The sequence below is a fragment of the Streptosporangium sp. CA-115845 genome, from assembly GCF_050943795.1.
Lineage (GTDB): Bacteria > Actinomycetota > Actinomycetes > Streptosporangiales > Streptosporangiaceae > Streptosporangium.
The window spans coordinates 4,345,943-4,365,874 of record NZ_CP191988.1; the positions used below are offsets into that span (position 1 = coordinate 4,345,943).

Annotated in this window: 18 protein-coding genes; 10 read left to right on the forward strand and 8 right to left on the reverse strand. The window is 71.1% G+C overall.

The annotated features are described in order from the left end of the window. Positions 1-256: 256 nt before the first annotated feature. A complete protein-coding gene (locus tag ACQP0P_RS22060) occupies positions 257-520 on the forward strand; it encodes a DUF3040 domain-containing protein (protein ID WP_433380120.1) in 264 nt (87 codons plus the stop codon). Positions 521-599: 79 nt separating this feature from the next. Here the strand turns inward: ACQP0P_RS22060 and ACQP0P_RS22065 are convergent, their stop codons facing one another. From ACQP0P_RS22065 to ACQP0P_RS22080, 4 genes are all read right to left on the reverse strand, one after another. Further along, positions 600-2,231 carry a penicillin-binding transpeptidase domain-containing protein gene (locus ACQP0P_RS22065; protein WP_433380123.1) on the reverse strand — a complete coding sequence of 544 codons (1,632 nt, stop codon included), beginning with the start codon at positions 2,229-2,231 and terminating at the stop codon, positions 600-602. A gap of 71 nt (positions 2,232-2,302) precedes the next feature. Then, a complete protein-coding gene (locus ACQP0P_RS22070) occupies positions 2,303-2,953 on the reverse strand; it encodes a lysophospholipid acyltransferase family protein (RefSeq protein ID WP_433380126.1) in 651 nt (216 codons plus the stop codon). Positions 2,954-3,469: 516 nt separating this feature from the next. Then, positions 3,470-4,888 (reverse strand): rhamnulokinase, encoded by a 1,419-nt coding sequence (locus ACQP0P_RS22075; RefSeq protein ID WP_433380129.1) that lies wholly within the window; start codon positions 4,886-4,888, stop codon positions 3,470-3,472. A gap of 50 nt (positions 4,889-4,938) precedes the next feature. Next, a complete protein-coding gene (locus ACQP0P_RS22080; RefSeq protein WP_433380132.1) occupies positions 4,939-5,946 on the reverse strand; it encodes a LacI family DNA-binding transcriptional regulator in 1,008 nt (335 codons plus the stop codon). A gap of 221 nt (positions 5,947-6,167) precedes the next feature. Between ACQP0P_RS22080 and rhaS the strand changes: the two genes are divergently transcribed. From rhaS to ACQP0P_RS22095, 3 genes are all read left to right on the forward strand, one after another. Next, positions 6,168-7,070 (forward strand): rhamnose ABC transporter substrate-binding protein, encoded by a 903-nt coding sequence (rhaS, locus tag ACQP0P_RS22085; RefSeq protein WP_433380134.1) that lies wholly within the window; start codon positions 6,168-6,170, stop codon positions 7,068-7,070. 157 nt (positions 7,071-7,227) lie between these two features. Then, positions 7,228-8,379: an L-rhamnose isomerase gene (gene rhaI / locus ACQP0P_RS22090; protein ID WP_433380137.1), complete on the forward strand. Its 1,152-nt coding sequence runs from the start codon at positions 7,228-7,230 to the stop codon at positions 8,377-8,379. Between the two features lie 51 nt (positions 8,380-8,430). Further along, on the forward strand, positions 8,431-10,473 hold the full coding sequence (locus tag ACQP0P_RS22095) for a bifunctional aldolase/short-chain dehydrogenase (protein ID WP_433380140.1): 2,043 nt from the start codon (positions 8,431-8,433) through the stop codon (positions 10,471-10,473). A gap of 120 nt (positions 10,474-10,593) precedes the next feature. On the opposite strand, the gene ACQP0P_RS22100 is transcribed toward ACQP0P_RS22095, so the two are convergent. Then, positions 10,594-11,142 carry a hypothetical protein gene (locus ACQP0P_RS22100; protein WP_433380143.1) on the reverse strand — a complete coding sequence of 183 codons (549 nt, stop codon included), beginning with the start codon at positions 11,140-11,142 and terminating at the stop codon, positions 10,594-10,596. 133 nt (positions 11,143-11,275) lie between these two features. After that, a complete protein-coding gene (locus tag ACQP0P_RS22105) occupies positions 11,276-12,250 on the reverse strand; it encodes a tyrosine-type recombinase/integrase (protein WP_433380146.1) in 975 nt (324 codons plus the stop codon). A 90-nt stretch (positions 12,251-12,340) separates the two neighbouring features. On the opposite strand from ACQP0P_RS22105, the gene ACQP0P_RS22110 reads away from it, so the two are divergent. The 4 genes from ACQP0P_RS22110 to ACQP0P_RS22125 all read left to right on the forward strand — a co-directional run bounded on the left by ACQP0P_RS22110 (position 12,341) and on the right by ACQP0P_RS22125 (position 15,713). Next, complete coding sequence (locus tag ACQP0P_RS22110; protein WP_433380149.1) at positions 12,341-12,886, forward strand: MOSC domain-containing protein; 546 nt, start codon at positions 12,341-12,343, stop codon at positions 12,884-12,886. A gap of 49 nt (positions 12,887-12,935) precedes the next feature. Next, complete coding sequence (locus tag ACQP0P_RS22115; protein ID WP_433380152.1) at positions 12,936-13,733, forward strand: GNAT family N-acetyltransferase; 798 nt, start codon at positions 12,936-12,938, stop codon at positions 13,731-13,733. A gap of 120 nt (positions 13,734-13,853) precedes the next feature. Beyond that, positions 13,854-14,954: a winged helix DNA-binding domain-containing protein gene (locus ACQP0P_RS22120; RefSeq protein ID WP_433380155.1), complete on the forward strand. Its 1,101-nt coding sequence runs from the start codon at positions 13,854-13,856 to the stop codon at positions 14,952-14,954. A 114-nt stretch (positions 14,955-15,068) separates the two neighbouring features. Beyond that, positions 15,069-15,713 carry a LysE family translocator gene (locus tag ACQP0P_RS22125; protein ID WP_350964825.1) on the forward strand — a complete coding sequence of 215 codons (645 nt, stop codon included), beginning with the start codon at positions 15,069-15,071 and terminating at the stop codon, positions 15,711-15,713. Positions 15,714-15,888: 175 nt separating this feature from the next. Here ACQP0P_RS22125 and ACQP0P_RS22130 read toward each other — a convergent pair whose 3' ends face one another. Further along, positions 15,889-16,260: a VOC family protein gene (locus ACQP0P_RS22130; RefSeq protein ID WP_433380159.1), complete on the reverse strand. Its 372-nt coding sequence runs from the start codon at positions 16,258-16,260 to the stop codon at positions 15,889-15,891. A gap of 265 nt (positions 16,261-16,525) precedes the next feature. On the opposite strand from ACQP0P_RS22130, the gene ACQP0P_RS22135 reads away from it, so the two are divergent. Further along, complete coding sequence (locus ACQP0P_RS22135) at positions 16,526-16,942, forward strand: DUF2071 domain-containing protein (protein ID WP_433380162.1); 417 nt, start codon at positions 16,526-16,528, stop codon at positions 16,940-16,942. A gap of 47 nt (positions 16,943-16,989) precedes the next feature. Here ACQP0P_RS22135 and ACQP0P_RS22140 read toward each other — a convergent pair whose 3' ends face one another. Beyond that, positions 16,990-18,201 (reverse strand): leucine-rich repeat domain-containing protein, encoded by a 1,212-nt coding sequence (locus tag ACQP0P_RS22140; RefSeq protein ID WP_433380165.1) that lies wholly within the window; start codon positions 18,199-18,201, stop codon positions 16,990-16,992. 497 nt (positions 18,202-18,698) lie between these two features. Here ACQP0P_RS22140 and ACQP0P_RS22145 point away from each other — a divergent pair, with 497 nt between their 5' ends. After that, complete coding sequence (locus ACQP0P_RS22145; protein WP_433380168.1) at positions 18,699-19,871, forward strand: UDP-N-acetylglucosamine--N-acetylmuramyl-(pentapeptide) pyrophosphoryl-undecaprenol N-acetylglucosamine transferase; 1,173 nt, start codon at positions 18,699-18,701, stop codon at positions 19,869-19,871. Positions 19,872-19,932: the final 61 nt, after the last annotated feature.

Genomic DNA, 19,932 nt, shown 5'->3' on the forward strand with positions numbered 1-19,932 from the left:
GGGTGGCCGATGGCGGCGATCCGGGCCGCGGGAATGTCGAGATCGCGGAGAAGGCTGGGAATCGCCCGACACCTGAGCCACGGCCCTTCCGGCCCCGGGGGAGGGCATGATCGCGTGCTTGGATCGCGCCTGCGAAAAGAAGAGGTAAATCGCAGCCCTCGGAACGGATAATGATCTTCACGATTGGGCAGAACGTCGGCACATGGCTTGCGTTCCGGGGAGGTGATGCATGGCCTGGTCACAAGACGAGGAGCGCATGCTGCTGCAGATCGAGCGCCATCTCGTCGACGAGGATCCGCGGCTCGCCGCGCGGCTGGAGTCGTTCAACGAGCGTGTCCAGCGCAAGGAGGGCGGCGGTGACCGCAAACGCGGTGCCAAGAAGGGCCGGGGGCGTTCTGCCAGGCGCCTGCGCCGTTCGACGGTCATCATCATGTTCAGCTGGTTGCTGATCGCGACGCTGATCGCCACGCTTCTCATCATGGTTCTGCGCCACGAGGCGGCCGCGGCGTTCCCGCTGTGACAACAGCCGTCGCCGGCGGCCCCCGTTGGCGGCCCTCGTTGTCGGCCTCCGTGACCGTCGCCGCGATCGCGGCCGTCCGTCAGCCGAGGGCGCGCAGGAAGTCGGCGGCCACCGGGGCGGCGACCGCCCCGCCGCCGGAGCCCTCCTCGACGATCACCGCGAAGGCCAGGTCGCCGCGGAAGCCGATGAACCAGGCATGGGTCTTCAGGTCGTCCTGCGCGCCGTACTCGGCGGTCCCGGTCTTGCCCCGGGTGCCCCGGGGCAGGCCCGCGTCCTTGGCCGTTCCCTTGGTGACCACCGCGGACATCATCTGGTGCATGCCGGGCATGATGGCCTCGGGGAGCGCCTGAGGCTCCGCCTTCTGCTTGACCGAGGGGACCAGGGTCGGCGGGCGCCAGGTGCCGTCGGCCAGCGCGGCGGCCACCGAGGCCATCATCAGCGGGCTGGCGGTGATCCGGCCCTGCCCGAAGGACTCCGCGGCCAGCTCCGCGTCGCTCTGGGCCCTGGGGAAGCTGCCCTTGGCGGCCGGGACGCCGATGCTGAGCTGCTTGTTGAAACCGAACAGCTCCGCGGTGCTCAGCAGCTTGTCTGCGCCCAGCCGCTCCTTGGTCAGGGGGGCGAAGGTGGTGTTGCAGGAGTGGGCGAAGGAGTCGGACAGCGACACCGAACCGTAGGCGGCATGGTGGGAGTTACGGATCGGCAGGCCGCCTACCTTGACGTCCTTGGGGCAGGTGACCCGATCGCCGGGGTTCATCCCCTCCGCCAGCAGCCCCACGGCGGTGACCGCCTTGAAGGTCGAGCCGGGAGGATAGTTGCCGTCCAGTGCCCGGTTGAAGCCGCCCTCGTTGTTCACCACCGCGAGGATCTCGCCTGTCGAGGGTTTGATCGCGACCAGTGCGGTGGTCTTCTTCAGGTCGCGGACCGCCTCGACCGCGGCTCGCTGGACCCGCATGTCCAAGCTGGTCTCCAGGTTCTCGCCGGCCTCGCCCTCGATCTTGCCGAGCGTCTTGACGGTCTTCTTGTCCGCGCCGACGAGTTCGACCTCGGTGTCGGGGGTGCCGGCCAGGCGCTTCTGGAAGGTGTTCTGCAACCCGCTCGCGCCGACCGCGTCGCCGACCTTGTAGGGGACTCCCAGTTTCGCGACGCTCTTCGCTGTGGCCTTCTCCAGGTAGCCGACGAGCTGCTGCACCGAGCCGCCCACGTCGGCACCGTCGATGCGGGCGCCGTCGGCGGAGGTGATCGCGGCACGCTCCGGCCACTTCGTCCTCAGCGCGAAGGCGGTGGTCGCGGTCAGGTCGGGGTGGACGGCACTGGGCGACCACCTGACCCGCCAGTGCCGGTCGACGACCGCCAGGTCGACGCTGCCGGAGTAACTCCACTCACCGACGTCCTTCAGCCTCAGCGTCGCGGTGTAGGAGGCCTGGCCGGTGCCGTCCCCGGTCTCGCGCACCCCGTCGAGCCGTACGACGGTGTTCTCCACGGCCAGGGCCTTGCGCATGTCGTCGTACGCCGTGCCGAACGCCGGGTCCGGCGCTCCCAGCTCGGCGCGCATGCCCGCCAGGTCGCCGCTCTGCCAGGCACTGACGAATCGCTGTGCGGTCTCCTCGGGCGTGCCCCTGGTGTGCAGGTACCACCAGGCGCCGCCGCCGGCGGCCCCCGCCACCAGCACGACGGCCGCCGATGTGATCGCGATAGTTCTACCCCGTGTCACGTGCTCCCCCAGCTTTCGGTGCCCCAGAGCCGCAGCCTAGCGTGACCTGCGCGAGATATCTCGATAAATGATCATTTGCCCTGTGCGCGGCTGGGCGCGTAGCTCGTCACGTACTCCTGCCCGGACAGTTCCTGGATCGCGGCCATGATCTCGTCGGTCACCCTGCGCCGGTCGCGCGCGCTCGTCTCGGAACCGGTGAAGGTCATCGGCTTGCCGATGCGGACGCTCACCCGGCCCGGCCTGGGCCTCGCGGCACCGATCGGCAGCACCTTGTCGGTGCCTCCCATCGCCACCGGGACCACCGGCGCGCCGGTGGCCAGGGCCAGCCAGGAGACGCCGACCTTGCCCCGGTAGAGGCGGCCGTCGGGAGAGCGGGTGCCCTCGGGGTAGATGCCGAACAGCTCGCCGTCGCCGAGCACCTTCGCCGCCGCGTCGAGCATGTCCTGGGCCGAGGTGGGGCTCTGCCGGTCGATGCTGATCTGGCCGGTGGCGCGCATCCACATCGCGGTGACGGGGTTACCGGTGAAGTACTCGGCCTTGGCGACGAAGCGTACCTGGCGCTTGAGCACCAGCGGCAGGAAGGTCGAGTCGAGGATCGACAGATGGTTGGAGGCCATGATGGCCGGACCCGTGACGGGAACGTGCTCATGCCCGGTGACCGTGGTCGGCCAGAGCAGATGCAGGATCGGAGCGCTGACGGTCTTGGTCAGGCGATAGAGCACGGACTCTCCTCATGAGACGGGTTCACCACACTAGGTGGTGGCCCGACGGCCGACGGTTGTACGCACCCGCACAAGCGGAGCCGCCGGGTTTGTGGCCCTCCTCCAACAGCGTGGCTCTTTTCCGGGGCGAGCCCGACGAAATCCTCCGGTCGGGCCCGGTGAAAAAGAAGCGTCCCGCGAGCCTGGGGGCTCGCGGGACGCGATGTTTTGGTGCCGATGTGGCGGTCGCCTCCTCGGCGAGAGGCACAACACGGCTCCAGCCGAACGGTATTCCGTGAAGGCGGTAATTTGCGGCCCGGGGGACACAAACCACATCGGCACGATCACTCTAACGGACGTCCGCCGGTGGTTATTCCGCTTCTCCCGTCACCGGCGTGTCAGCTATGGCCGGCGGCCTCCGGTCACTCGCAGCTCACGGTGGGAATCGGACTCCGCCGCCCTCGCCGCGCGAGGAGGAGATTCAAGACTTCTGGTGGCCGGCCGCCGGGACCGCCGGTGCGGCGCCGCGGGGGAGGCTCAGCGGCCGGCCAGCCGGGCCTCCGCACGGGCCCATGGCTCCTCGCCCCCCTCGGGAAGGTAGGTGACCAACCGCTCGCTCTGCCGCACCAGGGCGCGGATATCGGAGACCACCCCTTGGGCGCGGGCCTGGACCAGGGCGTTGCCGAGGGCGGCGGCCTCCACCGGCCCGGCGACCACGGGCAGGCCGGTCGCGTCGGCGGTCATCCGGCAGAGCAGCGCGTTGCGCGCACCGCCGCCGACCACGTGCACGACCTCCACCTCCTGGCCGCTGAGGCGTACCGCGTCGCGGAGCGTGCGCCGGTAGGCCAGGGCCAGGCCCTCCAGCACGCACCGTACGGTTTGCGCCCGTCCCTGCGGGGGCCGCTGGCCGGTCCGCTCGCAGTAGGTCGCGATCCGGGCCGGCATGTCGCCGGGGGGCATGAAGGCCGGGTCGTCGGGGTCGACCACCGCCTGGAAGGGGACGGCCTGCGCGGCGGCGTCGAGCAGGCCGGTCACATCGGTCTCGCCCCAGGTGCGCATGCACTCCTGCAGGATCCACAGGCCCATCACGTTGCGCAGGTACCGGACGGTGCCGTCGAGGCCGCCCTCGTTGGTGAAGTTGGCCAGCCGGCTCTCCTCGGTCAGGACGGGCCTGGGGAGTTCGAGCCCGACCAGCGACCAGGTACCGGAGGAGATGTAGGCGAACCGCCCGGTGCTCGCGGGCACCGCCGCCACCGCGGAGGCGGTGTCGTGCGAGGCGACCGCGGTGACCGGGGTGGAGTCCGGCAGCCCGGTCTCCGCGGCCACCTCGGCCAGGAGCGTCCCGGCGGGCGCTCCTGGGTGCCGCAGCTCCGGCAGGAGCCCGGCCGGCAGGCCCAGTCGCTCCGCCAGCCCTCGGGCCCAGTCGCCGGTCCGCACGTCGTACAGGCCGGTGGTGGAGGCGTTGGTGACCTCTGCGCCGACGGAACCGGTCAGCCAGCGGGTCAGCAGGTCCGGGATCATCAGCAGCGTCTCCGCGCGGTCGAGGCCCGGCTCGGCGAGCAGTTGGTAGACGGTGTTGAACGGCAGGAACTGCAAGCCGCCGACCTGGTAGAGCGTGTCGCCTCCCAGGTCGGCGACAACTCGCTCCATGATCCCGCTGGTCCGCCCGTCGCGGTAGTGCACCGGGTTGCCGATGAGCCGGCCCGCGCCGTCGAGCAGCCCGTAGTCGACGGCCCAGGAGTCGATGCCGATCGAGTCGACCGGCCCGGCCTCGCGAAGCCCGTCGAGCACCCCTCGATAGAGGGCGAGGATGTCCCAGTGCAGGGTGCCGCCGACCCGGACCGGGCGGTTGGCGAAGCGGTGCGCCTCGGTCAGGCTGATCCGCTCGTCCTTGATCCGCGCCGTCATCACCCGGCCGCTGGAGGCTCCCAGGTCGACCGCCGCGTAAACGCTCATCTGTCACTCACCACTCGTGGTCAGGTGGCCGCCGCCGTTCCGTCCGCCGCTCAGCCGGTGGACTCGCGGGCGACCAGTTCGGGCTGGAACATGATCTGCCGGTGGGCGTGCTCGCCGGGGTTGCCGCACTCGTCCAGCAGCAGTTCGGCGGCGATCCGCCCGAGTTCGTAGGTGGGCTGACGGATCGAGCTCAGCGACACCGCCGAGGCCACCGCGAAGTCGATGTCGTCGTAGCCGATCAGGGCCACGTCGCCGGGCACACCGACCCCGGCCTGGTGCAGGCCGCGCAGTACACCGAGGGCGAGCATGTCGTTGGCGCAGAAGATCGCCTCGGGCAGCCGCCCGGAGCGGACCAGCCGCTCCGCCGCCTCCTGGCCCGCCTGCGCGGTCATCGCGGGCATCTCCACCGTCTCCAGCGCGGTCGCCGGGGCGAGACCCGCGGCGGTGAGAGCCAGCTCCGCGCCCCGTCTGCGGTCCGCGCACTGCCGGATGGCCGGCGGGCCGGTGATGTGGTGGATGCTCCGCGCGCCGCGCTCCAGCAGGTGGCGGGTGGCCAGCCGGCCGCCCGCCACGTCGTCGACGCTCACCGAGCACAGGTCGGGCCGGTACGCCGGATGGTCGACCAGCACCACGCTGATGCCGTGCTCGCGCAACCCGTCGAGCCGCCGGGGATCGTCGTCCGACGGCGTGATCAGCACGCCGCGCACCCGATGTTCGGCGAACACGCGCAGGTTGTGCTCCTCCTTGGTGCGGGAACCTCCCGAGTTGCCGAGGATCACCGCGTAGCCGAGCTCACTGGCGACGTCCTCGGCGCCCGCGGCGATGTCGGTGAAGAACGGGTTGCCGATGTCCATGAGCGACAGCCCGATGGTCCGGCTGTGCCCGGCGCGCAGCGTCGAGGCGGAGCCGTGCCGGACGAAGCCGAGCTCGCGGATCGCGCGCCTGACGCGCTCCCGGGTCTCGGGGGCGACCCGCTCCGGCCGGTTGAGCACGTTGGACACCGTGCCGGGGGAGACCCCGGCGACCCGAGCGACCTCCTTGATGCCGACGCCGCTCACCTACTGTCCCCCCTTGACTCGGCATAGATTAAAACGTGTTACACGATGTCGACAAGACCCTACTCAAAGATGACGATGCGCCTACCATCCCCCTGCCTGCGTAGTTGTCGTAACGCGTTGGAAACGAGACCTTCACCACCCATTGACAACGTCCGATGCTGCGGATTAGCGTCCGGTCCGTCTTCTAAAACGTTTTTAGAGCAGGGAAGGGGTGTGGCGCGGTGACCGCACCGGGCGAAGGGGAGGCGCCACTCGGGCCGTCCCCCGACGGGGCCCCTCCGGTTCTGGCGCTGGCCGGGGTCAGCAAGGCCAAGGAGGTCGGCCCCTCCGACGCCTCGGCCTCCTCACAGGTGCCCTACATCAACACGCTGACCCAGCAGGGCCACGACGCGATCCTGATCGCGGCCAACGACGCCAACGCGGTGTGCGGCCCGCTCCAGCAGGCCCGCGACAAGGGGGTGAAGATCGTCTCCTACGACTCCGACGCCTCCAAGGACTGCCGCGACCTCTTCATCAACCAGGCCGACTCCGAGGAGATCGGACGCAGCCAGGTGAGACTGCTGTCGGAGATGATCGGCGGCAAGGGCGAGGTGGCGATCTTGTCGGCGACGGCGAACGCGACCAACCAGAACACCTGGATCGAGTTCATGAAGGACGAGCTGGGCAGGCCCGAGTACGCGCAGATGAAGCTGGTCAAGGTCGCCTACGGCGACGACGACGACCAGAAGTCCTTCCAGGAGACCCAGGGACTGCTGCAGGCCTACCCCGACCTGAAGGGCATCATCTCCCCGACCACGGTCGGTATCTCCGCCGCCGCCCGCTACATCTCCGGTTCCAAGTACAAGGGCGAGGTCGTGCTGACCGGGTTGGGCACCCCGAACCAGATGCGCCAGTTCGTCAAGGACGGCACGGTGGAGAGGTTCGCGTTGTGGAACCCCAAGGACCTGGGGTACCTGGCCTCCTACGCCGCCGCGGCGCTGGCCTCGGGGCAGATCACCGGCGCCGAGGGGGAGGTGCTCAAGGCGGGCAGGCTCGGCGAGCGGACCATCGGCAAGGACGGGGAGATCATCCTGGGGCCGCCCTTCGCCTTCGACAAGGCCAACATCGACCAGTTCGACTTCTGACGGACACCACCGGCACGGCCCGCCCGACCCGCGCGCCGTGCCCCGGTGGGACCGGCCGGCGTGCGCGCCGGAACGGTCGGACCGCGTACCCCCACTGGATCAGGAAGATAGGAGGAGGGGCTGTCACGGCCGAGGCCGGGGCCGCCCCGGAGCTTCGATGAGCGACATCAAGGCCGCCCTGCTGGCGCAGGCCATCGAGACCCCGTCATGGGCGTACGGCAACAGCGGTACCCGGTTCAAGGTGTTCGCCCAGCGAGGGGTGCCCCGGGATCCGTACGAGAAGCTCGCGGACGCCGCCCAGGTGCACGCCTTCACGGGCGCCGCGCCGAGCGTGGCGCTGCACATCCCCTGGGACAAGGTCGACGACTACGCCGACCTCGCGGCGCACGCGTCGAACCTGGGAGTGCGGATCGGCGCGATCAACTCCAACGTCTTCCAGGACGACGACTACATGCTGGGCAGCGTGACGAGCCCGGACGCGCAGGTGCGGCGCAAGGCGACCGACCACCTGCTGGAGTGCGTCGACATCATGGACGCCACCGGTTCGGACACGCTGAAACTGTGGTTCTCCGACGGCACCAACTACCCCGGCCAGGACGACATCCGTTCCCGGCAGGACCGGCTGGCCGAGTCGCTGGCCGAGGTCTACGACCGGCTGGGCGAGCACCAGCGCTTCCTGCTGGAGTACAAGCTGTTCGAGCCGGCCTTCTACACCACCGACGTGCCCGACTGGGGCACCGCCTACGCCCACTGCGTCAAGCTCGGCCCCAAGGCTCAGGTGGTGGTCGACACCGGGCACCACGCGCCGGGCACCAACATCGAGTTCATCGTGGCGTTCCTGCTGCGCGAGGGCAAGCTGGGCGGGTTCGACTTCAACTCCCGCTTCTACGCCGACGACGACCTGATGGCGGGGGCCGCCGACCCGTTCCAGCTCTTCCGTATCATGTTCGAGGTGGTTCGCGGTGGCGGATACACCGAGGACGTGGCGTTCATGCTGGACCAGTGCCACAACATCGAGCCGAAGATCGCCGGGCAGATCCGGTCGGTGATGAACGTGCAGGAGGCCACGGCCAAGGCGCTGCTGGTGGACCGGGCGGCGCTGGCGGCGGCGCAGTCCGCCGGTGACGTGCTGGGGGCCAACGGGGTGTTCATGGACGCCTACAACACCGACGTGCGCCCGCTGCTGGCGGAGGTGCGCGCCGAGCGGGGGCTGGACCCCGACCCGATGGCCGCCTACGCGCGCTCGGGGTACTTCGAGAAGATCGCCGCCGAGCGCGTCGGTGGCGCCCAGGCCGGCTGGGGCGCCTGAGACCCGCGCCTCGCATGCTGAGAACACGGTTCATTCGTTGGGGGATATTTCATGAGAACGCCGGTTGAGAAACTGCTGCAGCGGTCACGCGCGCTCGGCGCGGACCCGCGCAACACCAACTTCGCGGGAGGTAACACCTCGGCCAAGGGCGTGGCCGTCGACCCGGTGACCGGCTCCGACGTGGAGCTGATGTGGGTCAAGGGGTCCGGAGGAGACCTCGGCACGCTGGCCGAGACGGGCCTGGCCGTACTGCGGCTGGACCGGCTACGCGCCCTGAGCGGTGTCTACCCGGGGGTCGAACGCGAGGACGAGATGGTCGCCGCGTTCGACTTCTGCGCCTTCGGCAAGGGCGGCGCGGCGCCGTCGATCGACACCGCGATGCACGGCCTGGTGGACGCGGCACACGTGGACCACCTGCACCCGGACGCGGGCATCGCGATCGCCACCGCCGCCGACGGCGAGGCGCTGACGGCACGGATCTTCGGCGACCGGGTGGTCTGGGTGCCGTGGCGGCGCCCCGGCTTCCAGCTCGGCCTCGACATCGCCGCGATCAAGAAGGACAACCCGCAGGCCGTGGGCTGCATCCTCGGCGGCCACGGCATCACCGCCTGGGGCGACACCTCCGAGGAGTGCGAGGCCAACTCGCTGTGGATCATCCGGGCCGCAGAGGCCCACATCGCCGAACACGGCGCGGCCGAGCCGTTCGGCCCGGGCAGGCCCGGCTACCGGCCGCTTCCCGAGGAGACCCGGCGTGAGCGGGCCGCCGCGCTCTTCCCGGTGATCCGCGGTCTGGCCTCCACCGACGTGGCGCAGGTCGGCCACTACACCGCCACCGACGAGGTGCTGGACTTCCTGTCCCGCGAGCGTCACCCCGAACTGGCCGCGCTGGGCACCTCCTGTCCCGACCACTTCCTGCGCACCAAGGTGGTCCCGCTGGTGCTCGACCTGCCCGCCGACGCGCCGCTCGACGACGCCGTCACCCGGCTGCGCGAGCTGCACGCCACCTACCGCGAGGAGTACGCGGCCTACTACGACCGGCACGCCACCGACGGCTCGCCCGCCATGCGCGGCGCGGATCCGGCGATCGTGCTGGTGCCGGGGGTGGGCATGTTCTCCTTCGGCCGGGACAAGCAGACCGCCCGGGTGGCCGGGGAGTTCTACGTCAACGCGATCAACGTGATGCGCGGCGCCGAGGCGCTGTCGCGCTACGCCCCGATCGAGGAGAGCGAGAAGTTCCGGATCGAGTACTGGGAGCTGGAGGAGGCCAAGCTGCGCCGGATGCCGGCGCCGAAGCCGCTGGCCACCAGGGTCGCGCTGGTCACCGGGGGCGGCTCGGGCATCGGCGCGGCCACCGCCCGCAGGCTGGCCGCCGAGGGCGCGTGCGTGGTGGTGGCCGATCGCGATCTGGACGCCGCGGAGAAGGTCGCCGCCGAGCTCGGTGCCAGGGCCTACCGGGCCGAGGACGTGGCGACCGCCGTGCGGGTGGACGTCACCGACGAGGCACAGGTGATCGCCGCGCTCCAGGCGGCGGTGCTGGCGTTCGGCGGGGTGGACCTGGTGGTCAACAACGCCGGCCTGTCGCTGTCGCGCTCGCTGCTGGAGACCAGCGTCGCCGACTGGGACCTGCAGCACGACGTGATGGCCCGCGGTTCGTTCCTGGTCTCGCGGGAGAGCACCCGGGTGATGGTCGACCAGGGCATGGGCGGGGAGATCGTCTACATCTCCTCCAAGAACGCGGTGTTCGCCGGGCCGAACAACGTGGCCTACGGGGCGGCCAAGGCCGACCAGGCGCACCAGGTACGGCTGCTGGCGGCCGAGCTGGGCCAGTACGGGATCAGGGTCAACGGCATCAACCCCGACGGGGTGGTGCGCGGCTCCGGCATCTTCGCCTCGGGCTGGGGGGCCAACCGGGCGGCGGTGTACGGGGTTCAGGAGGAGAAGCTGGGCGAGTACTACGCGCAGCGCACCCTGCTCAAGCGCGAGGTGCTGCCCGAGCACATCGCCGCCGCGGTCTTCCAGCTGACCCAGCTCACCCAGACCACCGGCCTGCACATCCCGGTGGACGCCGGCGTCGCCGCCGCCTTCCTGCGCTGACCCCGCTTCCCACGGCAATCCCCGGTGAGAGGAGAACGTCTTGACCACGGTTCTGAATCGGATCGCCCCGCCCCTCCGCCATGGCGCCGTCCAGGTCCTCGCGGCGGACAGCGCGACGGTCTACACCGTCGGCTCCGGGACCTGGGCCTTCCGGGCCGTCGCCAAGGGCTGACCCTCCACCTGCCCGGATCCCTCCGCCCGGGACCATACGTCCCGGGCGGAGGGATCCGCGGTTTTGGGGAACGTCTCCGCGGGTCCGACGGAGACGGCCGAGGAGGGGGTGCGCTCACGCACGTCCTCGCTGCGGATCGCCATCACGGCGGGCGGGCTGCCCAGGTCACCGTACCTGGCGGCGACGGCGGCGGTGATCGCCCGGCAGGCGTCGGCGACCGTCTCCTTCGAGGAGCCCGGCGGGTGACCGGCCGACAGATGACCCAGCAGCGCCGCGAACCGCAGCTCCTCGGCCGCCGCGAGGGGAATCCCGCCGTCGGACGGCGGCAGGGGCCGGTCCAGCCAGAACACCCCGCCGCGCAGGAACGCGGGATAGGTCACCTCGTCCCGCTGGAGCGTGCGCACCGAGTCGACCAGTAACCGCCCGAACTCCGTCAGGTCGGTATCCGGTGGCAGGTCGGTCGTGACCAGCAGCGAAACCCTCAGTGCGTTCACCATGAGCGGTCATCCCTCCTTGAGGTGGCTCATAGTAGGGGGCGCCACCGACAGTTACCGCGCGGCTGGTGAATCGTGGCGAGATCGGGGGTCGTCGGTGCCGGTGGGATCACCGCCCGCGGTTCCGCGCCGACGGTCAGAGCGGCCTGGGGGCGGGCAGGGTGATCCTGTCGACGGCCTCGCGGCGGCGTCGTTCGGGGCGGCGGTCGTAGCGGGCCGTGGTGGCGGGGGAGGAGTGGCCGACGAGGGCCTGCGCGGTGGCCAGGTCCACCCCGGCGTCGAGCAGCTCGCCGATGAAGGTGCGCCTGAAGTCGTGCGGGGTGCGTGCCCCGGCCCCGGCCTCGGCCAGGCGTCTGGCCAGGATGTCGGCGACCGCCTGTCCCGTCATGGGCGCGGGCCCGCCGTCCCTGGTCCGCAGCCGGCCGAGCTTGCTGACGGGGCAGAACAGGGCCCCCGCGGCGCGGCCCCGTACGGCCAGCCAGCGTTCCATCCTGGCCATGGCCTCGGTGGTGAGGTAGACCATCCGCTCCTTGTCGCGTTTGCCGCGCACCCGCAGCGAGCGGGAGCCGGGGTCGTAGTCGCCCAGTGCGAGCCCGGCGATCTCGGCGCGGCGGCAGCCGGTGGAGTAGAGCGCCGCCAGCAGGGCGGCGTCGCGGGCCCCCGCGGGGGAGTCGTCGCGGTCGCAGGCGGCCAGCGCGGCGCCCACCACCTCAGGCGGGACGTGCTGGCCCGCCGGCAGGCGGGTGTGCTCGACCGTCGGCAGGTCGGCGGCGCGCTGGTACTCCTCGGCGGTCATCAGGCCGAGCCGCCAGGCCTCGCGCAGCACCCTGCGCAGCGCGACCAGGTGCTTGTTGACGTACGAGGGGGACCAGCCGCGCTCGGTCATCAGGGCGCGGATGCGTACCGTGTGCTCGTAGCGCAGCAGGTGCCAGGGCCGGCCCGCGCCGCTGGAGACCTCGTCGCCGGAGACGAGCGCCGCGAGCCTGTCGAGACAGCCGCGCATGGTGCGGCGGGACTCGGCGCTGGTCAGGGAGTCGAGATACACCCGGTAGGGGTCCCGTGCGGGCTCGATCGAGGGGCCGGGCGAGGCGGGGACGGCTGGCACGCTCACCGTGCCGACCCTACCGGGTGGCATGAATCCACCCGGCAAAGGCGCGGGCGCCGGATTCCATCCCCGCCTGAGAGGAGGAAGGATCGCGATATGACGGACGGACGAGTGACGGCGGTCAGCCGTAGTGCCACCCACACCTTCGGCAAGTTCACGGAACCCGCCATCCGGTTGCTGGCCGGGCTGGGCGTGGAGGGGGACGCGCATCTCGGGGTGACCGTGAAACACCGGTCGCGGGTGGCGCAGGATCCCACCCAGCCCAACCTGCGTCAGGTCCATCTGATCCAGGCCGAGCTCCACGACGAACTGCGGGCCGCGGGCTTCTCGGTGGCCGCCGGAGAGCTGGGGGAGAACGTCACCACCCGGGGCGTCGACCTGCTCGGCCTGCCGGTGGGGACACTGCTCGGACTGGGGCGGGACGCGGTGGTGGAGGTGACCGGGCTGCGCAACCCCTGCGGGCAGATCGAGGGCTTCCAGACGGGCCTGCTCAGGCAGGTGGTGGGCCGGGACGAGAACGGTGAGCTGGTCCGCAGGGCCGGGGTGATGGGCGTGGTGGTGGCGGGCGGTGAGGTACGGCCCGGCGATCCGATCGAGGTGGAACGGCCACCGCTCCCGCACCGGCGCCTGGACCGGGTCTAGGTCCATAACGCCATGTCGAAGCCGATAAGTGTGTGGTTGGCTGTCTCCAATGGACATCTCATTGCGGGTTTCCGCCTACCTTCGGGCATATGACGAGCAGCTCCGGGCCCGGCCGATGCCGGGTCGCACGGCCGAGAGGGTCGGGCCGTTGCTGAGGGTCGTGTCGAACGGCCACGGCCAAGGTTTCCTGACATATCGCGACCTTGGTGGTTTGGAGGGTGTCGAGCTGGACGCCTTCATCGCGCGCCAGCGGGACTTCTTCACCCGGGTCGGGCGTGAGGTCGAGTGGAAGTACCACGGCTATGACCTGCCCGCCGACCTGCCCGAGCGGCTCGCGGTGGCCGGGTTCGAGGCGGGGGAGCGGGAGACGGTGCTCGTCGGCGAGGCCGGTGAGCTGGCCGGTGCCCACGCGCCACCCGCCGGGGTGCGGTTGCGCGAGGTGGCGGGGAGGGATGACCTGGAGCGCATCCGCGAGCTGGAGGAGACGGTCTGGGATGCCGACCACGGCTGGCTGCCCGGCATGCTGGAGCGCGAGCTCGCCGGCCCTGGAGATCCGTGCACGGTGGTGATCGCCGAGGCGGGCGGGCAGTTGGTGTGCGCGGCATGGGTGCGTTTCCACGAGGGCACCGACTTCGCCTCACTGTGGGGCGGCTCGACCCTGAAGGAGTGGCGGGGCAGGGGTATCTACCGGGCGATGGTGTCGTACCGGGCGGAGCTGGCGGTGGCGCGAGGTTTCCGCCTGGTGCAGGTGGACGCCTCCGATGCCAGCCGCCCGATCCTGGCCAGGCTCGGCCTGGAGGCGATCACGACGACGACGCCGTACGTGTGGGTGCCGCCGACCCTCTGACCTGGCACCTCCTGCGATCCCGTCCGCTGGAAGCAGTACGGGATGAATTATTCCGTTCTGGTAGCTTGAAGTGGATCAAGACGAGACCGCGCCGCCGCGACTCACGACGAGAGGACACGCATGTCCGAGGTGCTCAGCCGGCGCGCGCTCAACCGGGCCACCCTGGAGCGGCAGCTGCTGCTGGCCCGCGCCGAGCTGTCCGCGCTGGAGGCGGTCCGGCACCTGTACGGCATGCAGGCACAGGCCCCCAACCCTCCCTACGTCGGGCTCTGGGCACGCCTGGCCGGGTTCGCCCACGACGACCTCGCCCGGCTGATCAACGAGCGCCTGGTGGTGAGGCTGGCACTGATGCGCTCCACCATCCACCTGGTCACCGCCGACGACTGCCTGGCGCTTCGCCCGCTGCTGGGACCGCTGCTGGCGCGGGGCCTGCGGGGTATGCACAGCAAGGGCCTGGCCGGTGTGGACCTGGACGAGCTGGCCGCCGCGGGGCGCGAGCTGGTGGAGGAGCGTCCGCTGACCTTCCGTGAGCTCGGGGCGGTGCTGCGGGAGCGGTGGCCGGATTCCCCCGCCGACGCCCTGGCCGCCGGGGTGCGCAACACGCTGGCGCTGGTGCAGGTCCCGCCGAGAGGCATCTGGGGGGTGGGCGGCCAGGCCACCCACACCACCGCGGAGGCGTGGCTGGGCCGGCCGCAGGACGAGCGGCCCTCCGCCGAGGAGGCGATCCGCCGCTATCTCGCCGCCTACGGTCCCGCCACGGTGATGGACGTCCAGCAGTGGTCGGGCATGACCCGGCTGGGGGAGATCGTCCGCGGGATGGGCCTGCGGGCCTTCGCGACCGAGGACGGCACGGAGCTGTTCGACCTGCCCGAGGCGCCGCGCCCCGACGCCGGGACCCCTGCCCCGGTGCGCTACCTGTCGGAGTTCGACAACACGCTGCTGTCGTTCGCCCCGCGGACCAGGACCCGGATGACGGAGGAGGAGTATCGGGGACGGGTCTTCACGGTCAACGGCATCATCAAGGCGACGGTACTGGTCGACGGCTTCGTACGGGGAATGTGGAAGGTGACGGGGAAACGGGGCGAGGCGATCCTGGAGGTGGAGCTGTTCGCGCCGGTGAGCGCGGGGGAGCGGGCGGATCTGGAGATGGAGGGAGCGCGCCTGCTCGACTTCGTCGCCCCCAAGGCGTCATCTCGCGACATCCGCTTCCGCGAGGCCTGACGAGGGCGTCCCCGGGCCATGGTCCGATCGGCCGGCGGCCGGGATCGATGGCTACCAGGCCAATTCTGGAAATTGGCCGTTCTCCCGGCGGGAGGGATGCCCGATGATGTGCCCATGATCTCTGTCAGCGCTCTCGCGGGTATCGCCGCGGTCGCCCTCGGCCTGGTGCTCACTCCCGGCCCCAACATGATCTACCTGGTGTCGCGGTCCGTGACGCAGGGGCGCTGGGCCGGGCTGATCTCGCTGGCGGGCGTCGCGGCGGGCTTCCTGGTCTACCTGCTGGCGGCGGTGGCCGGGATCGCCACGATCTTCGCGATGGTGCCCGCCGTCTACGTCGCGGTCAAGCTCGCGGGCGCCGGGTACCTGCTCTGGCTGGCCTGGAAGACGGTCAGGCCAGGCGGTGAGCCGATCTTCGCCCCCGGTGCCCTCCCCGCGGACCCGCCGCGGCGGCTGTTCTCCATGGGACTGGTCACCAACCTGCTCAACCCCAAGATCGCCATCCTGTACGTGTCGCTGCTGCCCCAGTTCGTCGATCCGGCCCGGGGTGACGTCGGCACGCAGAGCCTCCTGCTGGGAGCCACCCAGATCGTCATCGCCCTGTCGGTCAACGCGATGATCGTGCTGACCGCGGGCTCGGTCGCGACCTTCCTCGGCCGGCGGCCCACCTGGATGCGCGTGCAGCGCTACCTGATGGGCACCGTGCTGGCGGGTCTCGCCATCCGTATCGCCGGCGACCGTTCGCCCGCCGTGGCCGCCTAGGGAGCCGTTCTCGCCGGTGCCGGCCCGTCGCGATGTCGTTCAGGTACGCCCTCCAGCGCGTGACCCCCGGGCCGCCGGTGAGCCCCATGTCGTAGTCGGCCGCATGGTGTGCCCGGCGGGAAACCGCCTGGATACGGGGCGAGACGGGCCCGGCCGGGTGGCCGCGCTCCGGTTCTCAGCCGTGACTGAGGTCGATGACGCAGAAGACGTTGCCCTCGGGGTCGGCGAGAACCACGAAGTCGGGGTCGTCCGGGTAAAGGTCCCAGGCGACCCGTTCGGCCCCCAGTGACACCAGCCGCTCCACCTCGGACGCCTGCCCGGCGGCGTCGGGGGCGAACAGGTCGAGGTGCGTTCGGGGATGTTCCCGCACCGGTGTCCGGCTGATGTCCAGTGCCAGCGGGACGCCGTTACCCTCCACCGGGTCGATCACGGTCCAGTCGTCCCCGGTCTCGCCCTCGCGGGGCGCGTAGTCCAGCGCCCGCGTCCAGAAGTCGACGGCACGTCGCATGTCGGTGACGCCCAGCACCACCTGTCCGATCCTCAGCATGTGCCGATCCTGGCAGCAATTCCCGGCAGGGGGGAACCCGGAGGATCCCGGCCGCGGCCGTGCTTCCAGATGTGTTCCCCGGTGTTCGGGGGAAGGCGCAGACCTCTCGTCAACCAGGGTTGGTGTCAACCTGTCTGACCGACCGCCACCGTGCCGGTCGCGTGCCGGTCGCGTGCCGGTGGCCGGGGACGCCGCGCACGTCCACTCGGGCTCAATCTCGGCCTGCGGGATGTCGTGAACCTCGGCTGACCTATCCTGTGGGCTCATGGCCTTCAACGGAACCCCGAGACCGTCGCCGCGCTGGTACCACGCGCGGACGGAGCTGGACGACTTCGCGATCGTCAGCTACCGGGTGCCCACCGGCGCGCTCGCCCGCCTGCTGCCCGAGGGCTTCGCCCCCGCCGAGTTCACCTTCGAGGACGGGGGTAACGGGGCGCTGGTCTCCGCGGTCGCCTTCCGTGACCGCGACTTCCACTTCCGTTTCCTGCCACCCGTGGCCATCGGCTGCGGCCAGATCAACTACCGGGCGTACGTCACGACGGCCGGCGGACCCGGGGTCTGGACGCCCACCGGCGTCGGAGGCTTCCTCTTGAAGGCGGGAAGCGCCAGTCAGATCACCGAGTTCGACAAGTGGATGTTCCGCGACTGGTGGCGCCATCTCAAGAGCCGTTATGGCCGGTGAGAGCTCTCCGGCCGGTGCCCCTCCCGGGGCCCGGCCGTCCTTTTCGCCTAGCCCCGCCCGATGATCCGGTCGCCGAGCCTGGCGACGAGCTGCGCGCGTACATGCGCCGGAAGGGCGCAGCCGCGCGCGACGAGCGTGTCGAGCGAGGACAGGTCGAGGAGCACGGCCCAGTCCTGGACGTCCTCGCAGTAGGAGACGTCGAGGTGACGGAGATCCTTCAGCGCCTGGAGCGGGGCCAGCGACCGCACGGGCGTGTTCCTGATCGACAGGTGCTCCAGCGTGCGCAGACCCTCGATGCCGTCCAGGCCGGTCAGCGGTGTGTGCTCCAGGTCCAGCCGGGTCAGCGAGGTGAGGGCCGAGATGTCCTCGGGGACGCGATGCAGGCGGCTGCCGGACAGGTCGAGCTCCGTCACCCCGGCCGGTGCGGCGAGAGCCGAGAGCAGGAGCGCCGGCGGCGGGAGCATCACCGGCCGGGGCTGGGCAAGCACCGGTGACCGCCCGGCGGCGGCCTCCTGCAGGACACGCCAGCGATCCACCGGCTCGCCCAGCCCGCCGAGGCGGACGTAGCCCGAGGGCAGCCACGGTGCCAGCCGCTCGGCCACGATGTCGGCGCGGTCGCCGACGCCGACGACACCGGCCCGCAGCAGGCCGTAGTGCTCGTACGCGTGCTCGGCGGGCACGAACAGGTCCGCCATGATGTCCCCGCCCGCGACGAGGGAGCCGTCGTTGCCGGAACAGAAGATCACTCCCGCGGCGACGGTGCCGAGCACCAGGTGGTCCGCCGCGCTGTGGATCGCGCGGGCCCGCAGGTCACCGGTCACCGCGAGATAGCTCTCCGAGACGTCGCCGTCGTCGAGAAGCCCTTCCACCACCAGCGAACCGATCACGATCAGCGGCGCCTTCACATCCAGCCACCCGGGAACGTAGGTGTCGCCGAACCAGATGGTGGCCCGCTGTACGGTCCACCCGGACTCGGTCCGCTCCGCGCCGTGGGGGAAGACCGAAGGTGCCTCGCCGGGAAACGCCAGCGACCACGCCTGGGCGAACAGCAGGCCGTAGACGGGAGGCATGATGTGGTGCGGCCACTCCCCGGTCTGAGCCGGTCGCCGTAGCCAGGATCCGATCGGATGCAGCTCTTCGGCGATGTCACCGAAATAGTCCAGCGCCTCCGCGCCGGCCCCGGCTCGCTGCCGGAGCACCGCCAGCGCGTCACCAAGACGCTCCGACGCCCCGGCGAAATGCTCTTCCGTCAAATCCATGTCACATACGGTACTCACCGCAACGAATGCCATGCGCCGTTCGAGTGACGCTCCCGGATGCCGGGCGTGTCGGAGAAACCACCGGGCGCGACCGTCCGGCGACGAAGGGCAAAGTGGATCTTCACTGAGACCTCGGGTACCGTGCCCGGGGCCCCGGAGAACTCCGGTGCGCCCCGCGAACACGAACCATTGTGACATCGGAAGGATGAACCGACATATGGAGGCCGGCAATCACCGGACCCTGCGGTCGCTCGTCAGTGGAGCCTCGTCGGAACCCCGGGTGGCGTGCCCGGGGCCCAGGAGCAGTCCGGCACACCGCGAAGATGGACCGTCGTGATATCGGAAGGATGGACAGAGATGGACGCCGGCAATCACCGGACCCTGCGGTCGCTCGTCAGTGGAGCCTCGTCGGAACCCCGGGTGGCGTGCCCGGGGCCCAGGAGCAGTCCGGCACACCGCGAAGATGGACCGTCGTGATATCGGAAGGATGGACAGAGATGGACGCCGGCAATCACCGGACCCTGCGGTTGCTCGTCACCGGAGGCGGAACCGGTGGCCACACCTATCCCGCGCTGACCACAGTCGCGGCCCTGCGCGACCATGCCGGCGCGCGGGGGCTCAGCCTGGACGTGCTCTGGGTCGGGACGGCGACCGGCCTGGAGGCCCGCATCGCGGCGGAGCACGGCATCCCGTTCCGGGCCATCAAGGCCGGGAAGCTCAGGCGCTCGCCCAACCCGCGTGAGCTGGCCACCAACCTCGTGGACATGTTCCGGATCCCCGTCGGCGTGCTCCAGGCCTTCGGCATCGCCGCCCGCTACCGCCCCGACGTGGTGCTGTCGACCGGCGGGTACGTCTGCGTGCCGCTGGGCGTCGCCTCACGGGTGCTGGGCCGCCCGCTGGTCATGCACGAGCAGATCACCTCGCTGGGTCTGGCCAACCGCATCCTGTCGCGCTTCGCCCGGCGGATCGCGCTGACCCACCCCTCCTCGATCGAGCACCTGCCCGCCGGGGTGCGCGACCGGGCCGTGGTCACCGGCAACCCGGTCCGTCCCCATCTGCTGCGCGGCAACGTCGACGCCGGACGGCGCCACTTCGGGCTCTCACCTGACCTGCCCGTGGTCTACGTGACCGGCGGCGCGCAGGGCAGCCGCCAGATCAACACCATGGTCGAGACGATCCTGCCCGAACTGCTCGCCAGGGCGCAGGTGCTCCACCAGTGCGGCCCCGACTGGATCGGCCAGCTCACCCGTACCGCCGCGGGGCTCCCCGAGCGGTTGCGTGATCGTTACCACCCTGTGCCGTACGTCGGCGCGGAGCTGGCCGACGTGTTCGCCGCGGCCGATGTCGTGGTCTCCCGCAGTGGCGCGGGCACCGTCGCCGAGCTGACCGCCGTGGGCAAGGCGTCCGTGCTCATCCCTCTGGTGCCCTCCGCCGCCGACGAGCAGCGTCAGAACGCCCGCTACCTCGCCGAGGCGGGTGCCGCCCGGGCACTGCTGGAGAACGGTCCCACCGCCGAGGCGCTCCTGGCCGAGCTGGACGCGCTCCTGCGGGATCCGGGCGCCCGTGCCGCCATGGCCGGCGCCGCGGGCTCCCTCGGCCGTGTCGACGCCGCCGACGCGCTGGCCCTGGTGCTCCTGGAGGAGGCGAGGGCGGGCGGCAAGGCCGGCTGAACCGGGGCGAGGATCGCGCGGTCGAGGAAGGGGGCGCCCGGCCGCCCGGCCTCTCGACGGG

Excerpts from the sequence above, each read along its gene's own strand:
- ACQP0P_RS22060 (WP_433380120.1), top strand. The coding sequence starts at position 257 with ATGCTGCTGCAGATCGAGCGCCATCTCGTCGACGAGGATCCGCGGCTC.
- ACQP0P_RS22075 (WP_433380129.1), bottom strand. The coding sequence starts at position 4,888 with ATGAGCGTTTACGCGGCGGTCGACCTGGGAGCCTCCAGCGGCCGGGTG.
- rhaI (WP_433380137.1), top strand. The coding sequence starts at position 7,228 with ATGAGCGACATCAAGGCCGCCCTGCTGGCGCAGGCCATCGAGACCCCG.
- ACQP0P_RS22095 (WP_433380140.1), top strand. The coding sequence starts at position 8,431 with ATGAGAACGCCGGTTGAGAAACTGCTGCAGCGGTCACGCGCGCTCGGC.
- ACQP0P_RS22100 (WP_433380143.1), bottom strand. The coding sequence starts at position 11,142 with ATGGTGAACGCACTGAGGGTTTCGCTGCTGGTCACGACCGACCTGCCA.
- ACQP0P_RS22110 (WP_433380149.1), top strand. The coding sequence starts at position 12,341 with ATGACGGACGGACGAGTGACGGCGGTCAGCCGTAGTGCCACCCACACC.
- ACQP0P_RS22115 (WP_433380152.1), top strand. The coding sequence starts at position 12,936 with ATGGACATCTCATTGCGGGTTTCCGCCTACCTTCGGGCATATGACGAG.
- ACQP0P_RS22120 (WP_433380155.1), top strand. The coding sequence starts at position 13,854 with ATGTCCGAGGTGCTCAGCCGGCGCGCGCTCAACCGGGCCACCCTGGAG.
- ACQP0P_RS22125 (WP_350964825.1), top strand. The coding sequence starts at position 15,069 with ATGATCTCTGTCAGCGCTCTCGCGGGTATCGCCGCGGTCGCCCTCGGC.
- ACQP0P_RS22130 (WP_433380159.1), bottom strand. The coding sequence starts at position 16,260 with ATGCTGAGGATCGGACAGGTGGTGCTGGGCGTCACCGACATGCGACGT.
- ACQP0P_RS22135 (WP_433380162.1), top strand. The coding sequence starts at position 16,526 with ATGGCCTTCAACGGAACCCCGAGACCGTCGCCGCGCTGGTACCACGCG.
- ACQP0P_RS22140 (WP_433380165.1), bottom strand. The coding sequence starts at position 18,201 with ATGGATTTGACGGAAGAGCATTTCGCCGGGGCGTCGGAGCGTCTTGGT.
- ACQP0P_RS22145 (WP_433380168.1), top strand. The coding sequence starts at position 18,699 with ATGGACGCCGGCAATCACCGGACCCTGCGGTTGCTCGTCACCGGAGGC.